Origin of the sequence: Streptococcus porci DSM 23759 (assembly GCF_000423765.1) — a bacterium.
GTDB classification, from domain to species: Bacteria; Bacillota; Bacilli; order Lactobacillales; family Streptococcaceae; genus Streptococcus; species Streptococcus porci.
Genome location: NZ_AUIP01000007.1, coordinates 115,652 through 136,651, shown reverse-complemented (window position 1 = coordinate 136,651; position 21,000 = coordinate 115,652). Strand labels below are relative to the sequence as shown.

At 41.4% G+C, this 21,000-nt stretch carries 18 protein-coding genes; 2 read left to right on the top strand and 16 right to left on the bottom strand.

Annotation, left to right across the window (positions count from 1 at the left end):
- The 13 genes from G576_RS0103030 to G576_RS0102970 all read right to left on the bottom strand — a co-directional run.
- Positions 1 to 440 (bottom strand): KxYKxGKxW signal peptide domain-containing protein (locus G576_RS0103030; protein ID WP_027973331.1); only part of this gene is annotated, 440 nt, incomplete at its 3' end.
- 429 nt (positions 441 to 869) lie between these two features.
- Entirely contained in the window at positions 870 to 1,046 is a 177-nt protein-coding gene (rpsU, locus tag G576_RS0103025) for a 30S ribosomal protein S21 (protein WP_027973330.1), read from the bottom strand.
- Positions 1,047 to 1,114: 68 nt separating this feature from the next.
- The gene (fni, locus tag G576_RS0103020) at positions 1,115 to 2,113 is read right to left on the bottom strand and encodes a type 2 isopentenyl-diphosphate Delta-isomerase (RefSeq protein ID WP_027973329.1); all 999 of its coding nucleotides are present in this window, start codon (positions 2,111 to 2,113) and stop codon (positions 1,115 to 1,117) included.
- Positions 2,106 to 2,645 (bottom strand): GNAT family N-acetyltransferase, encoded by a 540-nt coding sequence (locus G576_RS0103015; protein WP_027973328.1) that lies wholly within the window; start codon positions 2,643 to 2,645, stop codon positions 2,106 to 2,108. Before G576_RS0103015 ends, fni begins: the two co-directional genes overlap by 8 nt.
- The gene (locus tag G576_RS0103010) at positions 2,642 to 3,625 is read right to left on the bottom strand and encodes a phosphomevalonate kinase (RefSeq protein WP_027973327.1); all 984 of its coding nucleotides are present in this window, start codon (positions 3,623 to 3,625) and stop codon (positions 2,642 to 2,644) included. The genes G576_RS0103015 and G576_RS0103010 overlap by 4 nt, the downstream gene beginning before the upstream one ends.
- Entirely contained in the window at positions 3,626 to 4,558 is a 933-nt protein-coding gene (gene mvaD / locus G576_RS0103005; RefSeq protein ID WP_027973326.1) for a diphosphomevalonate decarboxylase, read from the bottom strand.
- Positions 4,540 to 5,421 carry a mevalonate kinase gene (gene mvk / locus G576_RS0103000; protein WP_027973325.1) on the bottom strand — a complete coding sequence of 294 codons (882 nt, stop codon included), beginning with the start codon at positions 5,419 to 5,421 and terminating at the stop codon, positions 4,540 to 4,542. The genes mvaD and mvk overlap by 19 nt, the downstream gene beginning before the upstream one ends.
- A gap of 163 nt (positions 5,422 to 5,584) precedes the next feature.
- Positions 5,585 to 7,282, bottom strand: a complete 1,698-nt coding sequence (locus G576_RS0102995) for a M3 family oligoendopeptidase (RefSeq protein ID WP_027973324.1) — start codon at positions 7,280 to 7,282, stop codon at positions 5,585 to 5,587.
- Positions 7,283 to 7,374: 92 nt separating this feature from the next.
- Positions 7,375 to 9,015 carry a phosphoenolpyruvate carboxykinase (ATP) gene (locus G576_RS0102990; protein ID WP_027973323.1) on the bottom strand — a complete coding sequence of 547 codons (1,641 nt, stop codon included), beginning with the start codon at positions 9,013 to 9,015 and terminating at the stop codon, positions 7,375 to 7,377.
- 315 nt (positions 9,016 to 9,330) lie between these two features.
- Positions 9,331 to 10,722 carry a polysaccharide deacetylase family protein gene (locus G576_RS0102985; RefSeq protein ID WP_027973322.1) on the bottom strand — a complete coding sequence of 464 codons (1,392 nt, stop codon included), beginning with the start codon at positions 10,720 to 10,722 and terminating at the stop codon, positions 9,331 to 9,333.
- Between the two features lie 531 nt (positions 10,723 to 11,253).
- The gene (locus tag G576_RS0102980) at positions 11,254 to 12,681 is read right to left on the bottom strand and encodes an NADP-dependent glyceraldehyde-3-phosphate dehydrogenase (RefSeq protein WP_027973321.1); all 1,428 of its coding nucleotides are present in this window, start codon (positions 12,679 to 12,681) and stop codon (positions 11,254 to 11,256) included.
- Between the two features lie 160 nt (positions 12,682 to 12,841).
- Positions 12,842 to 14,203: a UDP-N-acetylmuramoyl-tripeptide--D-alanyl-D-alanine ligase gene (locus tag G576_RS0102975; RefSeq protein WP_027973320.1), complete on the bottom strand. Its 1,362-nt coding sequence runs from the start codon at positions 14,201 to 14,203 to the stop codon at positions 12,842 to 12,844.
- A gap of 64 nt (positions 14,204 to 14,267) precedes the next feature.
- Positions 14,268 to 15,314, bottom strand: coding sequence for a D-alanine--D-alanine ligase (locus G576_RS0102970; RefSeq protein WP_027973319.1), 1,047 nt, complete (start codon positions 15,312 to 15,314; stop codon positions 14,268 to 14,270).
- Positions 15,315 to 15,490: 176 nt separating this feature from the next.
- Here G576_RS0102970 and trkA point away from each other — a divergent pair, with 176 nt between their 5' ends.
- Entirely contained in the window at positions 15,491 to 16,849 is a 1,359-nt protein-coding gene (gene trkA / locus G576_RS0102965; RefSeq protein WP_027973318.1) for a Trk system potassium transporter TrkA, read from the top strand.
- A gap of 3 nt (positions 16,850 to 16,852) precedes the next feature.
- Positions 16,853 to 18,292, top strand: a complete 1,440-nt coding sequence (locus tag G576_RS0102960; protein ID WP_027973317.1) for a TrkH family potassium uptake protein — start codon at positions 16,853 to 16,855, stop codon at positions 18,290 to 18,292.
- Between the two features lie 152 nt (positions 18,293 to 18,444).
- Here G576_RS0102960 and G576_RS0102955 read toward each other — a convergent pair whose 3' ends face one another.
- From G576_RS0102955 to G576_RS0102945, 3 genes are read right to left on the bottom strand one after another with little or no spacing between them, the layout of a single operon-like run.
- Positions 18,445 to 19,218, bottom strand: a complete 774-nt coding sequence (locus tag G576_RS0102955; protein WP_027973316.1) for a LamB/YcsF family protein — start codon at positions 19,216 to 19,218, stop codon at positions 18,445 to 18,447.
- Positions 19,219 to 20,568, bottom strand: coding sequence for an acetyl-CoA carboxylase biotin carboxylase subunit (gene accC, locus G576_RS0102950; RefSeq protein ID WP_027973315.1), 1,350 nt, complete (start codon positions 20,566 to 20,568; stop codon positions 19,219 to 19,221).
- Between the two features lie 9 nt (positions 20,569 to 20,577).
- Positions 20,578 to 20,997, bottom strand: a complete 420-nt coding sequence (locus tag G576_RS0102945) for an acetyl-CoA carboxylase biotin carboxyl carrier protein (RefSeq protein WP_027973314.1) — start codon at positions 20,995 to 20,997, stop codon at positions 20,578 to 20,580.
- Positions 20,998 to 21,000: the final 3 nt, after the last annotated feature.

Genomic DNA, 21,000 nt, shown 5'->3' with positions numbered 1-21,000 from the left:
TTTGGAGTGGCTGAGAGAGGGGAGGTCTCGACCACTTTTGGAGCCTTTAAAGCCTTTGGAGCTACTCTTTCGGTGCTAGCTTCGCTAGTTTTGGGAGTTTCTGACTCCTTAGCTTCTGAAGTGACGGTAGTTTGGGCTTCCGTTGATACTTCTGCTTTTGTTTCTGCCTCTGTGCTTTCGGTTGAAGTTGAGGTTGGGGCTGACTGAGCTGCTTCAGGGCTAACTGTGATAGCTTCGGTACTTACCTGACTGGTTTCTGGAGTAGCTGAAGGGCTTTCTGTGCTGGTGCTTTCTGATGAAACAGGGCTAGCAAGGCTTGTTTCTTGCTTGACTGTCGTCGTTTCATCGGCTTGAATCAAACTAGCTGGCGCTAAAAAAGCCGCTGTTGCAATGCTAGCAACAACCCAGCGTTTCTTGACTTTGTACATTTTCTTTTTCATGAAAACTCCTAAAAATTTACTTTTCAACTTGATATTATACATTATTTCAACCATTTCCAGAACATTAAAACAAGAATATTCTGTAAATTATTGGTATAACTCTTTTTAGCCTTACTCATGAATTTAACAGGTCTGTACGGAATAAATATTTAAGAGAAAATACATTTTCTACCTGAGCAAAAAGATATTACATATATTTAAAAGCTTTGAAATAACACTTAAAAAATTCAACTTAGACATTCCTTTATTTTGGGTTAAAAGGGTAAGATTCCCAGTAGCCTTTCTCAACGAGCTCCCTTGAGATAAAAAAATATCAAGGTTCTGTCTACGTTTGCGTCACATAGTTCGTTCAATTCTTAGCAAGTTTGAGATGAATTAACGCAAACGAAACACAAAAAAACCTAGGTTTCCCTAGGTTTTAAAATTCAATTAGAATTTTTTACGCTTGCGAGCTGCTTCTGATTTACGTTTACGTTTTACTGATGGTTTTTCGTAGTGTTCACGTTTACGTGCCTCTTGAAGAGTACCAGCTTTAGTCACAGCACGTTTGAAGCGACGAAGAGCGTCGTCAAGTGATTCGTTTTTACGAACAACTGTTTTTGACATAGATTTCACCTCCTCAAGATAATGTAACAAAAATGTTCTTGACTATTTTACCACAATCATTGAGAATGTCAAGAATTTTTAACTACTTGAGCTAATTTTCCATACAGAAGGTAGTTCACCTTTGTCAGCTCTGCTATTGTCCGACAGTCAAGGGCACACATAATGAGGCGCAAATCTTCTTTCCAGCTATTAATGATACCAATGACCTCATCAACTGGCTTTCGTTCAACCAATTCCAAAACTGTTCGAGACAGACCAACTCCACGCGCACCGAGAACTAGACATTTGATGATATCTAGCGGGTGACGAACGCCACCAGAGGCTAGAATTTCAATCTCATTTTGTAATTTTTGACTATTAAGCAAGGCTTGAACGGTGGTCTGCCCCCAGTCATTGAGATAGTCACGATTGCCACCACGACTATTTTCGATATAAGCGAAACTTGTTCCACCGCGACCCGAAATATCAACTGTTTTGATACCTTGGGAAATGGCAAAGCGAATCGTTTTTTCGTCCATACCAAAGCCAACTTCCTTGAGGATAATGGGGATGTCGATATTCTGAGCATAGCTTTTTAGATTATCTTTCCATGAACGGAACTCACGCTCACCTTCTGGCATAAGGAGCTCTTGCATGAGATTGACATGAATTTGCAAGAAGAGAGGATTCATCTCAGCAACGGTCTTTTGTCCGAGGTCGACAGGCTTATCAATACCGATATTCGTAGCTAGAAGTAAATTTGGAAAATCTTCCCGGAAATCAAAAGAATCAGGATAATCATTTTTCAGCGCTGCTGAGTAGGAACCCGTCACCATCGGAATGCCCGTCGCAGCCGCTACTTGGGCCAATTTGCGATTGACCGCTCTGCCTTTTTCCGAACCACCTGTCATGGCATTGATATAAAACGGAAAATCCCAGTTGCGACCTGCAAAATGCGTAGTTAAATCAATTTCTGAAAGGTCGTATGTGGGCAAGGAACAATGAATCAGTTCCATGTCATCAAAACTGTTGTAAGGTGCCTGATAGCTAAGGGCGTATTTGATATGATCATCTTTGCGGTTAGTCATGGGTCACCTCAATCCAATAGCGTTTGGTTTTGGTCTTGTCCTCTGGGTTAGTATAGGTATTTTCGTAAACGCCACCATTAGCCAGAATAGTCTTTTCAGAAGCCAAATTTTTGACATCACAAGTGACAAGGACTCGGTTAATATCTAACTTCCCAGCTTCTTGCAGAGCTAGTCTTAATTGTTCTTTGGCATACCCTTTCCGTCGTTCGCTCGGACAAATGGAATATCCGATGTGACCTGTAAAATTGATTAGAAAAGGCTGGTTGATAGAATGTCTGATATTGCAAATCCCAACCATTTTCTGATCTTCTTGCCGAAAGCAGAGAAAGGTTGACGAGGCTACTCGCCCTTTTTCCAAACCTTCTCCCTTTGCAATAGCCGTCACGTGATTGAGCCAGTCGGATAAATCTGACATTTCAGCCAATCGCGCACCACCATGAAGATGGTCTCCAGATTGACTAAATTCCTCTTTATAAGCCGCAATCTGCGACAAGTAATCTGATGACGGTACTCGTAATACTAATTCTGTCATAGAATCCTTTCTTCATATAAAAGCTCAATCCCAGTCTGAGACCAACGTTCTACCAACCTTTGGCTGTCCTCGGCAGAAAAACTATAGGCAATACCACAATCACCACCGCCTGAGCCAGATGACTTGGTAATCACATCAAGACCTGCTTCTGCTTCTTTAAGACTTTTTAATTTATCAATATAAATAGCAGAGCTGAGTGAGACAAGAAGGTCTGAGACTTCCTGTAGGCTAGATTTCAAAAGATATTTGTTCCCCGAAAGCAAGGCTTCTTTTACCTGCAAGGTTGCCTTTTGTGTCTTAGCTAGAAAATCAAGTGTAATAGCTGATTTGACAAGATTAATCATGTCCTTAGATATCGCTGGCTGTCTGGTCCAGCCGACTAAAAAATCAGCTTGAACTTGTCGCTTCAATCTTTCAATCTCATAACCCCAATCCAGCTCCATGATGTCTGAAAGGGATAAAAGCCCTATCTGCTCTGCTATTTTTCCACGGTCAAAAGAAGTGTAAGCTACCAAGTCATCGTAAGCAATGCAGGCAATGTCCCCCATAGAGCCGTTGTCGCCAAGCTTTAGGAGGGTATAAGCTGAAAGTTTAAAGAGCTGGTCAGGAGTCAGGCCAATGGCAAAATGCTGTGCCAGAGCCTTGATAGTGAGGACTGTTACCGATCCACTAGAACCAATACCAAACTTCAGGCCATCTTTCTCCAACTTGCCTGTGATAGAGAGAGCAAAAGCTGGCAAATGACGACCATTAAAAGTCTCCAGTGTCCGAATACTCTCCTGAATCAAAGCGTAATTTTTGTCTGGCTCCATGCTGACAGCATAGTCAAACATGTCCGACTTGATGCTAGTCTGCTCTGCATCTTCAACCGTCGCCGTCATATAGATGGGGATGTTCTTAATAATAGCTATCTGACCTGCGGTCAAAATGCTATACTCGCCAGCGATATAAAGTTTTCCGCCAGTTTTTACTGTCGTCATCTACAACTCCTTGGTCCGCGACACAATGACCTGATAATCTTTAGAAAGCACATCAGCCAAGCGTTCCAAATCTTCTTCAAGACAGAGCACTTTAACATTTGGTCCTGCATCCATGGTGAAATAGCAGCGCTCGCCTTGCTGACGGAGTTTTTTGACTGCCTCCATAGCTTCGTAAGATTTTTCTGTTAGATATGAAAAACTAGGCCTAGCTGTTGTCGTCGTGTCGTGCATACGAAGGGCATTTGCTTCTGTCAGTTGCCCCACTTTTTCAAAATCATTTGTGGCCAAGTAGCCTAGCATATCCTTGTAATCTCGTTCTGATTGCTTGATCCAAGCCGGAAATGAGGTCGAAGTCTCTGTGCAAAGCTTCATACCATCGCGGCTGGAAATAGGCTTTCGTTTATCGTTTAAAACCAGCATAATCATAGCTAGCTTAAGGTCGGTTTTGACAGGAAATACTTCTCCTGTATCCTTGTCCCAAGCGGCTAGTGGCCCAAAGAATGAACGCGAGGAGGAACCCGAAGCAAATTTGGCTATTTGTGCCAGTTCTGTTTGTGATTTTCCAGCTTCAAAAAGGTCGTTTGCAGCTTTGACAAGAGCTGATAAACCTGACGACGATGAGGATAGCCCAGCTGCTGTCGGCATATTGTTCCAAGTCTCAATCTTGACGTATTGAGACTTGTTGGTACGAAAGAGATTCAAAACTTTTGAGGCTTTGGCCAACTCTTTTTCCCCCTGCTCCACATCATCGATATACATGAGGTCAGCGTCAGCATTTTCCAAGAAAGTCAACTTAGTCTCTGTGTACATACTTTCTAAGGTCAAAGAAATGCTGGAGGTAGATGGAATCATCTTTTCGGCATCAGCCTTGCCCCAATACTTGATAATAGCAATGTTAGCGTATGATTTAACACTTACAGACTTTCTATCCATGCGTTTACCGCTCCTTCTTTTTCCATTTTCTCCGCCAAATCCTGCGCCTTATCCGCCTTTTCAACCAGAGCAATGATGCAACCTCCTAAGCCTCCACCTGACATTTTAGCACCTAAGGCTCCGTTGGAAATAGCAAAGCTGACCAATTTATCTGCTTCTGGACTTGATACGGAGAGCATTTTAAGGTTGTCATGGGCTTCTGTCATGGCAGAACCTAATGACGTTAAATCTTTCTTTTCAATAGCCCGCTCAGCTTTTTCCACCAAATCACCAAGGCGATGAAGATAAGTCAAAGCTGCCTCCTCTAAAGCTTCAACAGCTTGAACAGCTTCTCTGGTATGCCCATGAACACCCGTATCCGCAATAATCAAGTAAGCGCCCAAATTCATCTCAATCTGAGAAAAACCGATATTTCTTATAAATTTGATAGCATGATTGCTGAGACAAGTTTTGGCATCAAGACCTGATGGATTGGTATGTGCAATGATTTCAGCCTGATTTGCCAGCATCTCCAGCACCGCCATTGACAAAGGACGGTCAAAATAATCAAAAACTGCTCGAATAGCCGCGATTGCAACAGCTGCCGACGAGCCCATGCCACGACGCTCTGGTACCATGGAGTCAATTTCATAAGTGATTGGCTGATCTTTAATTTCTAAATAACGTAGGGCGGAAAAAATTGCCGTCACCAACGGATCTGTCGCCACAAAAGCTAATGGCTTCTCTGACGGGAGAATTTTACAAGTCACCACAATATTTTTTAAGGGCAGGGCAATGGCTGGATAACCATAAACCACAGCATGTTCTCCCATAAGGATAATCTTACTGTGAGCCTTTCCTATTCCAATTTTACTTTGTTTCATCATACTACCATTTTACCTAAAATTCCTCAATATTGCGATAAAAAAGCTACTTTTGCCATCTTTCAGCCCTCGGACGGATTTTTTGAAAATAGCAAAGCTTCTAAATCAAAGAAAAACAAACCTCCAAGAAGTTTGTTTCTTAGCTTATGCAATCTAATTTTTCTTAAAACTGACTATCGTCAACAGCGTCTAACCATTTTTTCGTCTCAGCAAGCGTTTCAGCAAGTGCCCCCTCTTGGAATGGAGAGGTGATACCTGCAGCTTTCACGACTTGCAAGAAGCTAGCAGTTCCGCCCATCTGACAGATGTGCAGGTAGTCTTCCCATGCTCTTTCATCATGATCAACTTGCGTCCGTTTCCAGAATTGCAAGGCACAAACCTGAGCCAAAGTGTAATCAATGTAGTAAAACGGTGAGGCGAAGATGTGACCCTGGCGATACCAGAAACCACCACGCATGAGAAAATCAGAGTCAGAGTAATCACGGTCTGGCAAATAAAGGTCAGCCAAGCGTTTCCAAGTTGCTTTGCGCTCTTCTGGTGTCATTTCTGGATTCTCATAAATGTCATGCTGGAAGTGATCAACAAGCACACCATATGGCAAAAAGAGCAAAGCTCCTGATAGATGACTAAATTTGTACTTATTCGTTGCTTCTTTAAAGAAAAGCTCCATCCAAGGCCAAGTCATGAACTCCATTGACATGGAATGAATTTCACAAGTTTCATAAGTTGGCCAAATGACCTCCGGCGTTTCAATCCAACGAGAATTGTAAACTTGAAAAGCATGGCCAGCTTCGTGAGTTAAGACATCAATATCGGCACTTGTTCCATTGAAGTTAGCAAAGATAAAGGGACTCTTATGGTCAGCGATGTAAGTACAGTAACCACCCGTATCCTTACCATCTTTAGCCACTAAGTCAAGCAGGTCATTTTCAACCATATAATCAAAAAATTCACCCGTTTCTGGAGACAAGTCATGATACATGGCTTGCGCTTGGGATACCAAGTGTTTGGGACTTCCTTGAGGCTTGGCATTGCCGTCTAAGTACTCAAGATTCAAATCGTAATATTTGAGCCGTTCAAGCCCTATTCGTTTTGCCTGACGTTCGCGCAATTCAGTCACAATCGGCACTACATGTTTGAGAATTTCTTCACGGTAAGTTGCTACCATATCACGATTATAGTCAAATCGGTTCATCATTTTATAGCCAAATTCAACATAATCTTTGAAACCAAGCGTGGTTGCAATCTCATGACGCACTTTTACCAAACCGTCGTAAATATCATCAAAAGCCGCTTCATGTTTCTCAAAGAAAGCCGTCACCGTCTCACTTGCTTCCTTACGAATGGCACGATCTATGGACTGGCTAAACGGCCCCATTTGAGACAAATTATAGGTTTGTCCATGGAAATCAAGCTGCGCAGTCGCCATCAAATTGTTGTAGCGGTCAACTAGCTCATTTTCTTTTTGGAAAAGAGGAATAGCTTGAGATGAAAAGGTTGATAATTTGTTTTCCGATAACATAAAAAAGGTCTCAGGCAAGAAAGTCGACAATTCCTGACGGTAAGATGAAGCCAAAACCACCCTGTAATAGTTAGTTGTCAACTCGTCAAACAAAGGGGAGTGTTCATTCCAAAATTTGGTTTCCTCGTTATAAAACTCATCCTTCATGTCAATGGAATGACGAATGCTCCACAAGGTCATCTGGCTCTCAATCGAAGAATTTATGGCTGTGATTTCTCTGACAATAGCAAGAGCTTCCTCACCTGATGCCGCACCAGCTAACTTCTCCGTTAAAGCTGTGAGTTGTATTTTCAGAGCTTCATAATCTGGTCGTTTGTATTGATAATCTTTAAAAGACATAATTCCTCACTTTCTACAATTTCCATGATAGTTTATTTGCAGGAAATTTGCAAGGGCTTGCACAAAAAGAGAGGGAAAACCCTCTCTGACATTTAGTTCAAATCATTGAAAACTTCTTCCATGTGGAGAATAGCTTCCGCAGGAAGTGGATTTTCTTGATTATCATGATTAAAGTTGAGCAGATAGTTGAGGCGAATTTGCATACGATCCCGTAGCAATTTACGATAGCTCTCATCAAATTCTGGTACTTCAAAACCTTCGACATCAAGGTAGTCAAAACCACGAACATCTCCAAATGCTTTGAAGTTACCAGTACCATCTACCACACTTTCGATAATGGAAAGAGTCACTTCTTTCGGAATCTTCTTGCCCATATAAGAACCTGTATTAATGACATAGCATTGCACACCTGATTCAAAGAGGGATTGGAATTTCTTATAATCTTCCACAAGCGGGTAAACACGGAATGGATTTGCGTATGGCTCGATGATGAGGCTGTTGAGGCTATCAGTGGTGTTTTCAGCACTCGAACGCATCGTTGTTAAGGTACATCCCATTGTAGCTGCCATCACCGGATCAGTTAAGCGCACCAAAGGTGGAAGCGAATCATCTTTCATAATCCAGAAAATTGATTGAATCGGATCATCAATCCGATCTACACGGTTTGGTGTAGAATAGCGTGATTTCACTGTACGACCATTACCGTTTCTCACATCTTCAGTAACAAGACGGAGCCTGCCTTCCTTATCAAGAGCGACACCACAGTTCTGCACAGTGACAAAATAATCTTGCTCTTTGTGCCCAGCTGGATAGTCACTTGTCTTGTCAAAGTAAGAGGGTTCAAGGGCGATTGAGGAGCCGTCTTTTTGTGAGATGATAAAGGCATCATCATGCAAAACATTAATGTCGTATTTGCCATCGTGTTTTGCATGGGTTAGTGTGGATTTACCAGAACCTGAAAGTCCAAAGAATGACGCAACATAAGGCTCTTGACCTTCTTTTTTAAAGATTTTAAGACCACCGTGACAAGAAACATAGTTATTGCGCGCAGCTGTACCCCAAGCAAGGGTTAAGGTAGATTTTTTCAACTCTCCGAAGTAATGCATGCCTAGGATGACTGCGCAGTTGTGGTTGGTATCAAAATAAGCCAAACCATCTGGATAATCAGGGTGACTCCACTCAGGATCTGAGAAGATGTAAATGTCCGTTTCTTCATAACGTGGTGAATTTTTCAGACGTGCCAAATAATCAGCATTGAGAATTTGGAAATTCATCAGCCATGAGTAAAGGTTATTGATGTCATCTTCTGGTACCATCAAATGCGCACGAAGCATGAAGGCTTCATCAAGTCCAACTACAGCATCTGCCTTGAGATATTGACGGTGACGACTTTGAAAAATTGCCTCACGAACAATTGGTAGGAGTTTTGCATCTTCAGCAGGATTATTTCCATGAATGCGACGTGCTTTAGCGGTACGTCCGACAATAGCTCCGCCATTTCCCAAAAGAACCTTAGCGTCATCAGGAAGTCCAAGTTCCTTAGTGTGTGCTACGGGCATATCAAGCACAATAGTGTTCGGCGCCTTCAAAGCTAACTGATATGCTTCGACCAAGGTTTTAATTTGGCGAACATGATTTTCATAGAAGGCAGTCTCGACGGTTGTCTTCAAAGCTGAAAAATAAGGTGTGTCTTTACGCATAGCTTCTTCTGCAAAATGCTGACGTGTTACCATAGGTTTTCCTCCTAAGTTATAATGAAATTTTCTAATGTTATTATAACATATTTTAGAGAAAGCGCTATCATTTTTCTGTTAATTCTTCTACTTTTCCTGAAAATTAATTTGGATTTTCGTAACTATCTGGAATAATAGCCGTATGCTTTTGCTAATCTTCTTGGCACTTTTTTTAGAAAAAGCTAGGCTCCAGAGCATTGGTGAGTTTTGAACTCTTGATGATTATCAAAAAAGGCTGAACCAGCACGGTTACAGCCTTTTAGACATATTAAAGTTATAAAGAATTTTTCAGACAACACTCATCTGTCAAGTGCTCTAAAAACCATAAAGTTCGCTAACTGTAACAAAACGGTAGCCTTGACTAACAAGATAATCCATAACAGCTGGTAAAGCATCTGCTGTTGTCCCATGAATATCATGCATGAGAATAACTGCTCCAGGAGTAACCTGACTTTGAACATTGCCTAAAATGGCTTGCGTGTTACGATTTTTCCAATCCAAAGTATCCACATCCCAAAGAATTTGCGGATACCCGACATTGGCTTGAACCGTAGCATTGGTCGCTCCGTAAGGCGGACGCATAAGCTTCACTTCTTTTCCAGTCGCAGAAGTGATAACTTTACTGGTCTCACTCATCTGCCATTTGATGTCGTTGACAGAAAGTGTCGCTAGAGACGGGTGACTCCAAGTGTGATTTCCAATCTCATGTCCTTCTGATACCGCTCTTTTGAGAATAGCTTCATTTCCAGGAACTGAGCTCCCGATAACGAAAAAAGTAGCCTTGGCATTATACCGTTTCAAAGTATCCAAGATACGTGGCGTGCTTGATGAATTTGGTCCATCATCAAAGGTCAATGCAACCACTTTACCTTCTATAGCAACCTGCAAACGACCAGATGCCAGAGCCTCGGCTCGTTTTTTTTCTGCTTGATAAGCCTTGTAAGCTTCTAAATCACTACCCTTGAGATAGTTAGCGTCAATTTTTTCAAATATATCGCTGAGCGGTAAGCTAATTTTATCCTGATTACCGATTTTATCGGGTAAGGTCACGTTCAAAAGCCCATTAGACACATCAAAAGTCAGTGTTTTAATATCTTGTTGCTTCAAACTATCCAACTGTGGCTTTGTATTATCGTTCAGTTGGTTAGCTTCTGTCAGCGAATTTTCCAATTTTTTTAATAATTTTTCTTTAAGAAAATTGCCATCACTGACCAACTTCGTCAATTCAAAAACGGTACCGTCCTGACCTACCAAGATTTCCTTAATAGCAGTGTCTTTAACCTTTGTAACAGCCTCTTTACCATTATGATAACGACGGAGATGAAGGCTGTATTTTTTGACTTTCTCTATCCCTGAGTCGCTAGATTTGGTGTCTAGAAATGCTAAGTTCTCAACGTCCGATACCTTATCGCTACTGCCAAATTCTTTCTTGACATAGGTTTTCATCTCATTTTCAACAGCTCCGATAATCTTCTTTGACTCATCAATCGGATAGGCTACCGACACAAAGGTCTTATTTATCATTCCTGACTGAAGAGCGCAATTATGATTCTTGGTCATCTCCTTTTCTTCTAGAGAAATAGCTTGTGCAACACGTTCATTAGCATCAGCTATGACCTTATTCTCATAAATTTTCACACCTAAAAAAAGGGCCACTCCCAACAAGCAAACATTTAATATCCATAGAAACCATTTTAACACCTTCATTAGACTAGATACTCCTTAAATTAGTGATTATTTTATCATAATTGTTTGTTCTTTTCAAAGAAAAAGGGAAGTAAAACATCGCTAGAACCCCCTAGAGATGTTTAATGACGCGTAATCACAACATATCCGTCTAATAGACTTTGTCTATGATAAGGTATCTGGAATCATAGAGTTCGATCGGTGCAAACCTCGACAACTTTGACTGAAGTGATAACAATTCTCTCCCGTAATAGAGTCATTCATCTCTTTTGGTCATTTGTGTCTTGAGCTTGCAAAATAGCAAAAAACTCGGACTGTTTGCGTCTGCTATTCTACTGCTGATTTTCCTGAGCTCCTCTATCACTAATGGACGATAGACTTTCCTTTTGTGATAGAGTCATTTGTATTAGCTTCGATACGGCATCACTTTCGACTTGCTCTACTCTAGTACTGCCTGCACCTCCGTTCCTTGTCTGAAAGCTAATTTATCCGACTATGGCTTGTAGGTGTAACAAAAAATCCACCATTTCTGATGGATTCTCATCTAAGTCTCTATTTAATATCAAAAACAGTTGATTTGACAGTTGTCATGGCCTCGATAGAGTATTTAACCCCTTGAGTACCAGCACCAGACTTCTTAGCACCTAAGAATGGGAAGTTATCTGTACCGCGTTGCGTTTTGTTGTTGATGTGAACTGTCCCAACTTCAAGTTGCTCTGCAATAGAGAAAGCAAGTGGGAAGTCGTTGGTAAATACTGATGCTTGAAGTCCGTATTCTGACTTGTTAGAAATCGTGATTGCTTCTTCAACTGAAGATACACGAATAATCGGCATGATTGGTCCGAATGGCTCTTCCCAAGCAAGATGCATGTCAGTAGTGACGTGGTCGTAGATTGTTGGCCAGATAAGGTTACCTTCGCGCTTGAACTCAGTTTGAGCCTTAGCCCCCTTCTCTTCAGCATCTTTTGCAAGACCTTCAATATAATCAGCTGAACCTGAGTCAATAACTGGTGTGATATCAGCATTGTCCTCTGGCATACCTACAGAAAGTTTTGCAACCTCAGCATTGATAAGTCCAGCTAATTCGTCAGCCACACTATCCATAACAAGAACACGTTTGACCGCTGTACAACGCTGACCTGAGTAGCTAAGACCACCGACAACAATGTCTTTAGCTGCTTTAGCAAGATCAGCATCTTCAAGAACGATAGCTGAGTCTTTACCACCAAGTTCAAGCATGATTGGACGCATGCCAGCCAATTTACCGATACGTTCACCGATTGGGGTTGAACCTGTAAAGTTGATAAAGTTTACAGCTTCGTGCTCAACAATGTAGTCACCGATAACTGATCCTTTACCTGTAATAGTGCTGAAAACACCTGCTGGAAGTCCTGCTTCTGCAAAAGCTTCCGCCAAAAGTAGACCTGAGATTGAACCTTGTGTTGGTGGTTTAAGAGCAACAACATTTCCTGAAATCAAAGCTGGCGCAATCTTAGAACCAGCCAAGTTTACTGGGTAGTTAAATGGTGAGATTGCAAGGACAAGTCCAAGTGGCTCACGACGCACAATGGCAATTTTTTTCTTGCTGCCGGCTTCAAAGCTTCCGCCTTCAAGGACTTCACCTTCCATACGGACACCTTCTTCTGCTGCGTAACGGATGATGTCCGCAGTACGAACAACTTCAGAAACCGCTGCTTTATAGCCTTTAGCAACTTCTTTTGAAAGAATTGCACCGATTTTTTCAGCGTCGCGAACAAGAATATCAGCTGCCTTGTGAAGATAAGCTGCACGCTCAACATATGAAAGGGCACGCCAAGCTGGTTGTGCAGCTTTCGCCGTTGCATAAACGTAGTCAACGTCTTCTTGGCTCATAGCTGGAACTGACCCTAATTCTTCTCCATTTGCTGGTGCGTAGATTTTAATCTCATTATCAGAAAGTTTCCACTCACCGTTGACAAGATTTTTGTATTGTTTAGTCAAGATAGTTCTCCTTTTAAGTTTAATAGGACTATTGTATCACATTTTTCAGAATATTCAACATTTTTAATCATCAAACTAGACTGAGTGATAACGTGATAACAAGATGTTCTACCGTCATTTTAGCACTTTGTGGCTCATTGTCAAAAAGTTGCTACGGAAGTTACTTTTCCAATGCTTCAACCACTTTTGCCAGATTCATGGAGTTTGAACCTTTTAGGAGGATTTGATCGGTGGGGCTCAGGATTTCCTTTATTTTTGTCAGCATGTGGTCAAATTGGTCCTCGTCTGCTGTCTTTTTAAAGTAATAAACATGCCCAATCGGGAACATTTGACTCGCTAGTTGAGCCAGCTCTGCAATGTCCTCTCCATAAAAAATGACGCTATCAAGTACATCCGGATTCAAACTCAGAATCATTTGACTGTGCAAAGCTACCGATTCCTCTCCTAACTCCTTCATATCCGCAAGAACGGCGATTTTTTTCCCTCCTGCGTTTGCTGGAATGGCTGAAAAAGTCTCTAAAATCAGCTTCATAGCCGTCGGATTTGCATTGTAAACATCAGATAAAATATCCGCCCCGTTACCAGCTTTTTTCCACTCAGTTCGGTTTCGTGTGAGCTTTAAATTAGCAAGAGCAGAAACGATATTCTCTTCACTGACATCTAATAGTTTTCCTACATAAGCAGCAATCATAGCGTTTGTAGCATTATATTTTCCTGGCACAGGTAGGGTAATGGCTAATCTGAGAAAGTTCGTCTTAAAGGTCAGACTGTCTTTTGCTTCTGACAAGTCAGTGATAGTGAGCTCTGCATTGTCCCCGAAGCGAACCACTTCAAGACCTGTCGGCATATAAGGTCTAATAATCTCATCTGCAGGTACAATAAGCGGGCTTCCAGTAGCCATACCGTCAGCTATCTGCATCTTACCCTCGGCAATTTTATCACGACTACCGAAAAACTCCAAATGGGCCTCCCCAATCAAGGTCACGACGCCAATGCTAGGTTGGGCCAGTCGAGACAACAGATGGATATCCCCCATGTGATCTTGTCCCATCTCAAGAACAATCTTCTCCGTTTCATCTGGCATGTGAAGAACAGTGTATGGCAAGCCAATTTCGTTGTTGTAATTGCCTTGGGTTTTATAGGTCTTGAAAGTTGTGGCAAGCACATCGTGAATCATATCCTTTGTGGTTGTTTTACCATTAGAACCCGTCACAGCAATGACTTGAACCTGAGTTTTTTTTAAGTAATAGGCTGCCAAATCTTGGAAAGCTTTGAGGCAATCCTCTACTAAAATATGAGGTTGAGTCACTTCTTTTTCTGAAAAAGTTGCTGTCGCTCCTTTCTCAAAAGCCGTCTCAATAAAATCATGTCCATCACGCGCGCCTTTTAAAGGTAAAAACAAATCGCCAGATTCAATTAAACGAGAATCAAATTCAATCTTATTCAAGACAAAATCTTCATATATGGTGACATCATTTTTGGCACCAACTACCTTGCCGACTTCATGTAACGTTAATTTCATATCTGTTCCTTTCTGGAATAAGCTCAAAATAAAAGAGCCTTAAGCTCTTTTATTATAGCATAAATTAAATCAAGTGGCTTTCACGCTTATCAAACATCTCTTGTGCAAGGCGAACTAATTCCTCAATCAAGTCTGGATATTTGAGTCCCATATTTTCCCAAAGGATGGGATACATAGACCACTGGGTGAACCCCGGCATGGTGTTAAGCTCATTAAGATAAATGGAACCATCTTCGGTCATGAAAAAATCACAGCGTGATAGACCACATCCGCCAATCGCACGAAATGCTTGGGCAGCGTATTCCCGCATTTTCAACATTACATTAGCTGGAATTTCCGCTGGAATAGCCATGGTAATCTTATTATCGATGTACTTGGCTTGGTAGTCGTAGAAGGCGACATCCTTAACCACTTCTCCTGCTTGAGTTGTCTTCACATCAGTATTTCCCAGCAAGCCCACTTCAATCTCACGCGCTACGACACCCTGCTCAATTAGGATACGACTGTCGTATTTTAGGGCAAGGGAAATGGCTGAACGTAGACTTTCTTCGTCTTCTGCTTTGCTGATACCGACTGAGGAGCCCATGTTAGCTGGTTTGACAAAAATCGGGAAAGTGAGTTTTGCAAGCGTATCAGCGATAGCTTTTTCCAAATCCTCGCCTTCGATATATACCGTATAGGCGACCTGAGGAACACCGGCTGACTCAAGTACGCGCTTGGTTGTAATTTTATCCATTGCAAGGCTTGATGACAAGATATTCGTACCTACATAAGGCATCTTGAGAACTTCGAGAAAACCTTGGATGGAGCCATCTTCACCCATCGGTCCATGAAGAACCGGAAAAGCAACAGCCGTCTCCTCGTAAATGTCACTTGGACGGATTTTTTGTTCAGTCACAATGGTGTCGTTAGTCATAAGTTTTTCATCATCTGATGGTGTCTCTGAAAATTCTTGTGTCTTGATAAAGTCTCCAGTCTGAGTGATAAAGTAGGTTTTAACGAAGAATTTATCGTAATTAACCGCTCGCATAACGCTTTCGGCAGATAGGACTGAAACCTCACGCTCGGCAGACCTGCCACCATATAATAAAATCAAAGTTTGTTTAGACATGGTTCTCTCTTTTCCGTGTATGGTATTCCTTTATTTTATCACACTTTCAGATAAATACAAAGCCTGATTAGAGCATATTTTTTCGTGCATTTTCTTCAAAAAGGAGTATAATATATAGAATACTATTAGAGAGGAAGAACATATCCCCTTAAGATATGTTTCAGGATTATTAATCCATGAGAATTATTGTAGTTGGTGCGGGTAAAGTGGGAGTTGCACTTTGCCGCTCATTGGTTGAAGAGAATCATGATGTGATTCTGATTGAAGAGGATGAGCAAGTTCTCAAACACCATATGAAACGCCACGACATTCTCGGCATTGTCGGAAATGGTGCTAACTTTAAGATTTTAGAACAAGCAGATATCAAAAATTGTGATATTTTTGTTGCCCTAACAGATAAAGACGAGCTTAATATGATTGCCGCTGTCCTAGCAAAAAAAATGGGAGCAAAAGAAACTGTCGTACGTGTCCGCAATCCTGAATATTCAAACACTTATTTCAAGGATAAAAATTTCTTAGATTTTTCACTGATTATAAATCCTGAGCTACTAGCAGCTCGCTACATCGCTAATAGCGTTGAGTTTCCAAATGCCAAGTCTGTTGAACATTTTGTCAATGGCCGTGTCATGCTGATGGAATTCAAAATTTCCGATGGCAGCAAACTTTGCAGCATCCAGCTCAGCCAATTCCGTAAAAAATTTGGCAATATTCTAGTCTGTGCCATCCAACGCGGACAGGACATCATCATTCCAGATGGAGATGCTACCTTACAAACCGGAGACATCATTTTTGTTACCGGAAATCGTGTAGAGATGATCCTCTTCCACAATTTTGTTAAGACAAAAGCAGTTCGTAATCTGCTGTTAGTTGGTGCTGGTAAAATTTCCTACTACCTGCTAAATATTTTCAAAAATAGTAAAACTCCTGTCAATGTTAAAGTTATTGAAGTAAACGAAAAACGTGCCCGTTGGTTCAGTGAAGAATTTCCAAAGACGCACGTTGTTCAGGGGGATGGGACAGCTAAAAATGTTCTTTTAGAAGAAAGTGTTGAACATTTCGATGCCGTTGCAACCTTAACACCGATTGATGAAGAAAACATCATCACGTCTATGTTCTTGGAGAAAATCGGCATCCGCAAGAACATTACCAAGGTCAACCGTACAAGCCTTTTGGAAATTATCGATCGTCAGGAGTTTTCAAGTATTGTTACTCCAAAACGCATCGCTGTTGACAGCATCATGCACTTTATTCGAGGACGTAAGAATGCTCAAGACGCTTCTAGCTTAGATGCTCTCCACCATGTGGGAGATGGACGTATCGAAACCCTGCAATTTGAGATTCGCGAGGGCAACCAGATGATCGGCAAATCATTGGCTGAGCTTAATTTTAAATCAGACGTCCTGATTGCAGCTATCATCCGCAAAGGCAAACCTATCTATCCGACTGGAAATGATATTTTAGCCGTTGGTGATAAGATTGTTGTCATTACCCTTTTGAAAAACATCACAAACGCACGTGATTTGTTAGCGAGGTAAGTCATGAATCGTTCTATGATAAGATTTCTCCTTGCTAAACTTCTGCTGATTGAGGCCTTCTTGCTAGTGGTACCTCTGATTGTCGCTGCTATCTATCGGGAAGAAGCCAATGTCTTCTGGTCTATTTTAGGGACGCAAGCTATTTTGCTATTCCTAGGAATTTTGGGAACTATCTCTAAGCCCAAAAATCTTCACATATACACCAAGGAGGGACTTTTGATTACCGCCTTGGTTTGGATTCTCTGGTCATTTTTTGGATCTCTCCCCTTTGTCTTTTCAGGACAAATTCCAAATTTAATCGATGCTTTCTTTGAAGTTTCCTCTGGTTTTACAACATCTGGAGCAACTATTTTGCCTGATGTTGGGGTTTTATCTCATTCTATGATTTTTTGGCGCAGCTTTGCTCACCTCATCGGAGGAATGGGGGTGCTGGTCTTTGCCCTAGCTATCATGGATAATAGCAAAAACGCTCACTTAGAAGTCATGAAGGCTGAGGTTCCTGGCCCTGTTTTTGGTAAGGTGGTTTCTAAACTTAAAGATACGGCGCAAATCCTCTACATTATCTACCTGGTTATGTTTGTGATTTTTGCTTTGGTTTTGTGGTTGCTCGGTATGCCTTTATTCGATGCTATTGTCACGGCAATGGGTGGGGCTGGTACTGGTGGTTTCGCTGTTCATAACGATTCCATCGCTCACTACCATAGCTCTGCTATTACCTACGCTGTCTCTATTGGAACCCTTATCTTTGGTGTCAACTTTAATCTCTACTACTTCCTTTTAATTCGAAAATTTAAAGCCTTCTTTGGTGATGAAGAATTGCGCACTTACTTAAGCGTAGTTCTAATTTCTTCTATCTTGATCTTCTTGAATATCATGTCACTCTACCCAAGTTTATCTACAGCCTTTGAATATTCTTTCTTTGAGGTGTCAAATATCATTACAACAACTGGCTTTGGGATTACAGATATAACGGTTTGGCCTCTCTTTTCACAAGTTATTTTACTATTCTTAATGTTCTTAGGTGGTTCTGCTGGGTCAACGGCAGGGGGAATTAAAGTTATTCGAGGAATGATTATCGCCAAAATTTCACGCATCCAAGTTCTCTCAAGTCTATATCCTAATCGTATTATGACCATCCATGTAAACAGACAACCGATAGATAAAGCAACTCAGCACAGTATCCTTAAATACCTCGGAGTTTACGTTCTAATCCTGTTGGGATTAGTTCTATGCTTATCTCTTGACAATAACAATCTACTGATTGTAACAAGTGCGGCGGCCTCGACTTTTAATAATATAGGACCAATGCTTGGAACAACTGAAACATTTGCAATCTTTAGTCCTTTTTCAAAACTTCTCCTCTCTTTTGCTATGATTGCAGGGCGCTTGGAAATTTACCCAATCCTTCTCCTCTTTATTCCAAAAACTTGGAGCAAATATTAAAAAAATCGCCATCTAAGCGATTTTTTTAATTATGTGACTTTTAGTCCGTCACGCTCCTCAAGGAGCTTGACAAATAAACCGAGGCTGAGCAAAAACTAACTCTTGTTCAAACCGCCCGTTTGACGGGTAGTCATGATTCTTCTAAATTCCAATCACTTTAAAAGTTCATTTAAAGCAATGATTTCGATACCTTCATCATTGAAGCTGTGCCGAATATTTTTTACAAATTGCAAGGCTTTTTCACCATCACCATGAACACAAATAGAGTCTGCTTCAATAGGAATTACCTTTCCATCAATTGTTTCTACCGTTTTTTCCTTGACCATTTGAATAAGGCGCTGAATCGCAATTTTTTCATCTGTAATCATTGCCCCAGACTTACGACGATTAACTAGAGAGCCATCATTTTCGTAAGCACGATCTGCAAATACTTCTTTAGCAACACGAAGCCCTGCTTTTTTTGCTGCAAGAGCTAATTCACTGGCACCTGGGCAGAGAAGAAACAGATTGTCATCGTATCGTGCAGTGGCGTCAGCGATTGCTTTTGCTAGTTGACTATCTTGACAAGCCATATTGTAAAGGGCACCGTGAGGTTTAACATGTTGCAGGTGCAATAGCTCAGCTTTTACAAAAGCATCTAAAGCCCCCAGCTGATAAGTCACGTAGGCAGAGGCTTCTTGGGCAGTTACAGAGAGATTTCTCCGACCAAATCCGATCAAGTCTGGAAAACCAGGGTGAGCCCCGATAGCAATTTTACTGATTTTAGCAAGCTTTACGGTCTCAGCCATTACCAAAGGGTCACCAGCGTGATAGCCACAAGCAAGGTTGGCAGAGCTAATCAGCGGAATCACTTCGCTATCACTTCCAATGGTATAGGCTCCAAAGCTTTCACCTAAATCACTATTTAAATCAACTTGATAGACCATTTACTGTCCTCCATTTAAAAATTTTTCAATAAAACTAGTATCCACATCGCCTTCAACAAACTTAGGGTGATGCATGATATTGTATTGAAAATCTAGATTGGTTTCAACACCGAGCACAACCATCTCTCCTAGAGCAGTTTTCATCTTTTGGATGGCTGACGCTCGATCTGGAGCATGAACAATAATCTTGGCAATCATCGAATCATAATCTGATGGTATCTGATATCCTGTGTAAAGGGCAGTATCTACGCGCACGCCATTACCGTTGGGAAGGTGCAAATGATTTACCGGTCCAGGATTAGGCATGAAATTCTGAGCTGGAATTTCTGCATTAACACGGCATTCTATAGCATGTCCTCTGAGGACCACATCCTCTTGACTGAAAGAGAGTTTTTGCCCGTCTGCGACTCTAATTTGTTCAATGATAAGATCTACACCTGTCACCATTTCTGTCACACCGTGCTCCACTTGGATACGGGTGTTCATCTCCATAAAGTAAAAAGTATTAGATTTATCCATAATGAATTCAATTGTTCCAGCATTAGTGTAACCAACTGCTTTAGCTGCTTTAACAGCAACTTGATTTAATGCCTCTCGAGTTTTGTCGTCTATTGCTGGTGACGGGGATTCTTCAATCAATTTTTGATGATTTCGTTGAACAGAACAATCGCGCTCACCAAGCGCAACGATATGACCAAACTGATCTGCCATAATTTGAATTTCAATATGTCTTGGTTCTTCGATAAATTTTTCTAAATACATCGAATCATCAGCAAAAGCGTTGATGGATTCACTTTGTGCTAAATTAAACTGGTCTTCAAATTCTAAAGCTGTGCGAGCCACACGCATGCCTTTACCACCCCCTCCTGAAGAGGCCTTTATCATGACAGGAAAACCAATCTCTGTCAGTAACGTTCTAGCAGCAGTGACATCATTGACATGGTCTTGACTTCCTGGAACAACTGGAACTCCCGCTGCTATCATAGTCTTACGTGCTTGAGATTTGTTTCCCATTTGCTCAATGACTTCTGGTTTTGGTCCGATAAAAATCAAGTCATGTTCTTGGCAAAGTCGTGCAAAGTCTGCATTTTCCGATAAAAAACCAAACCCTGGGTGAATGGCATCAGCCCCCACATTGAGAGCAGCTGTAATGATACGCTCTTTATTGAGGTAACTATTTCTAGCAGGACCCTCACCTATACAGACACGCTGATCTGCTAATTTGACATGTAAACTTTTAGAATCCTCTTTAGAGTAGATAGCCACTGACTGTATCCCAAGATTACGACATGCTCGAATAATCCGCACAGCAATTTCGCCACGATTGGCAATCAATACTTTTTGAATCATAAGCTACACCTACAATTTCTTAATTCGGAACAAAGGTTGGCCATACTCCACTTTCTGTTCATTGCTCACAAGAATAGCTTCAACTTCACAATCAAATCCGACAGTGATTTCATTCATCATTTTCATTGCTTCAAGGATACAGATGGTTTCACCTGCTTTCAGTTTATCCCCGACACGCGCAAAAGCTGGGATATCTGGCCCTGCTGCCGAATAAAAGGTTCCTACAATAGGAGAAGTGATGTAGTCTTCATCTGTGTCCTCCTCAACGGCTTCCCCTAAAGCTGTTGCTAGACTTGAAGTGGCTAGAGGGCTAGCAAATTCTCCTTTACGACTGAGATGAATCTTTGATTCCCCCTCCTCTATCGTTAATTCCACTAGACTTGATTTCTCAAGAATAGCTACCAACTCTCTAATTTGTTGAATATCCATAAT

What these genes read in the sequence shown, in the direction of transcription:
- G576_RS0102970 (WP_027973319.1), bottom strand. Translation starts at nt 15,314, where the DNA reads ATGTCTAAACAAACTTTGATTTTATTATATGGTGGCAGGTCTGCCGAG.
- G576_RS0102990 (WP_027973323.1), bottom strand. Translation starts at nt 9,015, where the DNA reads ATGGTAACACGTCAGCATTTTGCAGAAGAAGCTATGCGTAAAGACACA.
- G576_RS0102985 (WP_027973322.1), bottom strand. Translation starts at nt 10,722, where the DNA reads ATGAAGGTGTTAAAATGGTTTCTATGGATATTAAATGTTTGCTTGTTG.
- G576_RS0102995 (WP_027973324.1), bottom strand. Translation starts at nt 7,282, where the DNA reads ATGTCTTTTAAAGATTATCAATACAAACGACCAGATTATGAAGCTCTG.
- G576_RS0102975 (WP_027973320.1), bottom strand. Translation starts at nt 14,203, where the DNA reads ATGAAATTAACGTTACATGAAGTCGGCAAGGTAGTTGGTGCCAAAAAT.
- G576_RS0102960 (WP_027973317.1), top strand. Translation starts at nt 16,853, where the DNA reads ATGAATCGTTCTATGATAAGATTTCTCCTTGCTAAACTTCTGCTGATT.
- mvaD (WP_027973326.1), bottom strand. Translation starts at nt 4,558, where the DNA reads ATGGATAGAAAGTCTGTAAGTGTTAAATCATACGCTAACATTGCTATT.
- rpsU (WP_027973330.1), bottom strand. Translation starts at nt 1,046, where the DNA reads ATGTCAAAAACAGTTGTTCGTAAAAACGAATCACTTGACGACGCTCTT.
- G576_RS0102945 (WP_027973314.1), bottom strand. Translation starts at nt 20,997, where the DNA reads ATGGATATTCAACAAATTAGAGAGTTGGTAGCTATTCTTGAGAAATCA.
- trkA (WP_027973318.1), top strand. Translation starts at nt 15,491, where the DNA reads ATGAGAATTATTGTAGTTGGTGCGGGTAAAGTGGGAGTTGCACTTTGC.
- G576_RS0103010 (WP_027973327.1), bottom strand. Translation starts at nt 3,625, where the DNA reads ATGACGACAGTAAAAACTGGCGGAAAACTTTATATCGCTGGCGAGTAT.
- mvk (WP_027973325.1), bottom strand. Translation starts at nt 5,421, where the DNA reads ATGAAACAAAGTAAAATTGGAATAGGAAAGGCTCACAGTAAGATTATC.
- fni (WP_027973329.1), bottom strand. Translation starts at nt 2,113, where the DNA reads ATGACTAACCGCAAAGATGATCATATCAAATACGCCCTTAGCTATCAG.
- G576_RS0103015 (WP_027973328.1), bottom strand. Translation starts at nt 2,645, where the DNA reads ATGACAGAATTAGTATTACGAGTACCGTCATCAGATTACTTGTCGCAG.
- G576_RS0102955 (WP_027973316.1), bottom strand. Translation starts at nt 19,218, where the DNA reads ATGGTCTATCAAGTTGATTTAAATAGTGATTTAGGTGAAAGCTTTGGA.
- accC (WP_027973315.1), bottom strand. Translation starts at nt 20,568, where the DNA reads ATGATTCAAAAAGTATTGATTGCCAATCGTGGCGAAATTGCTGTGCGG.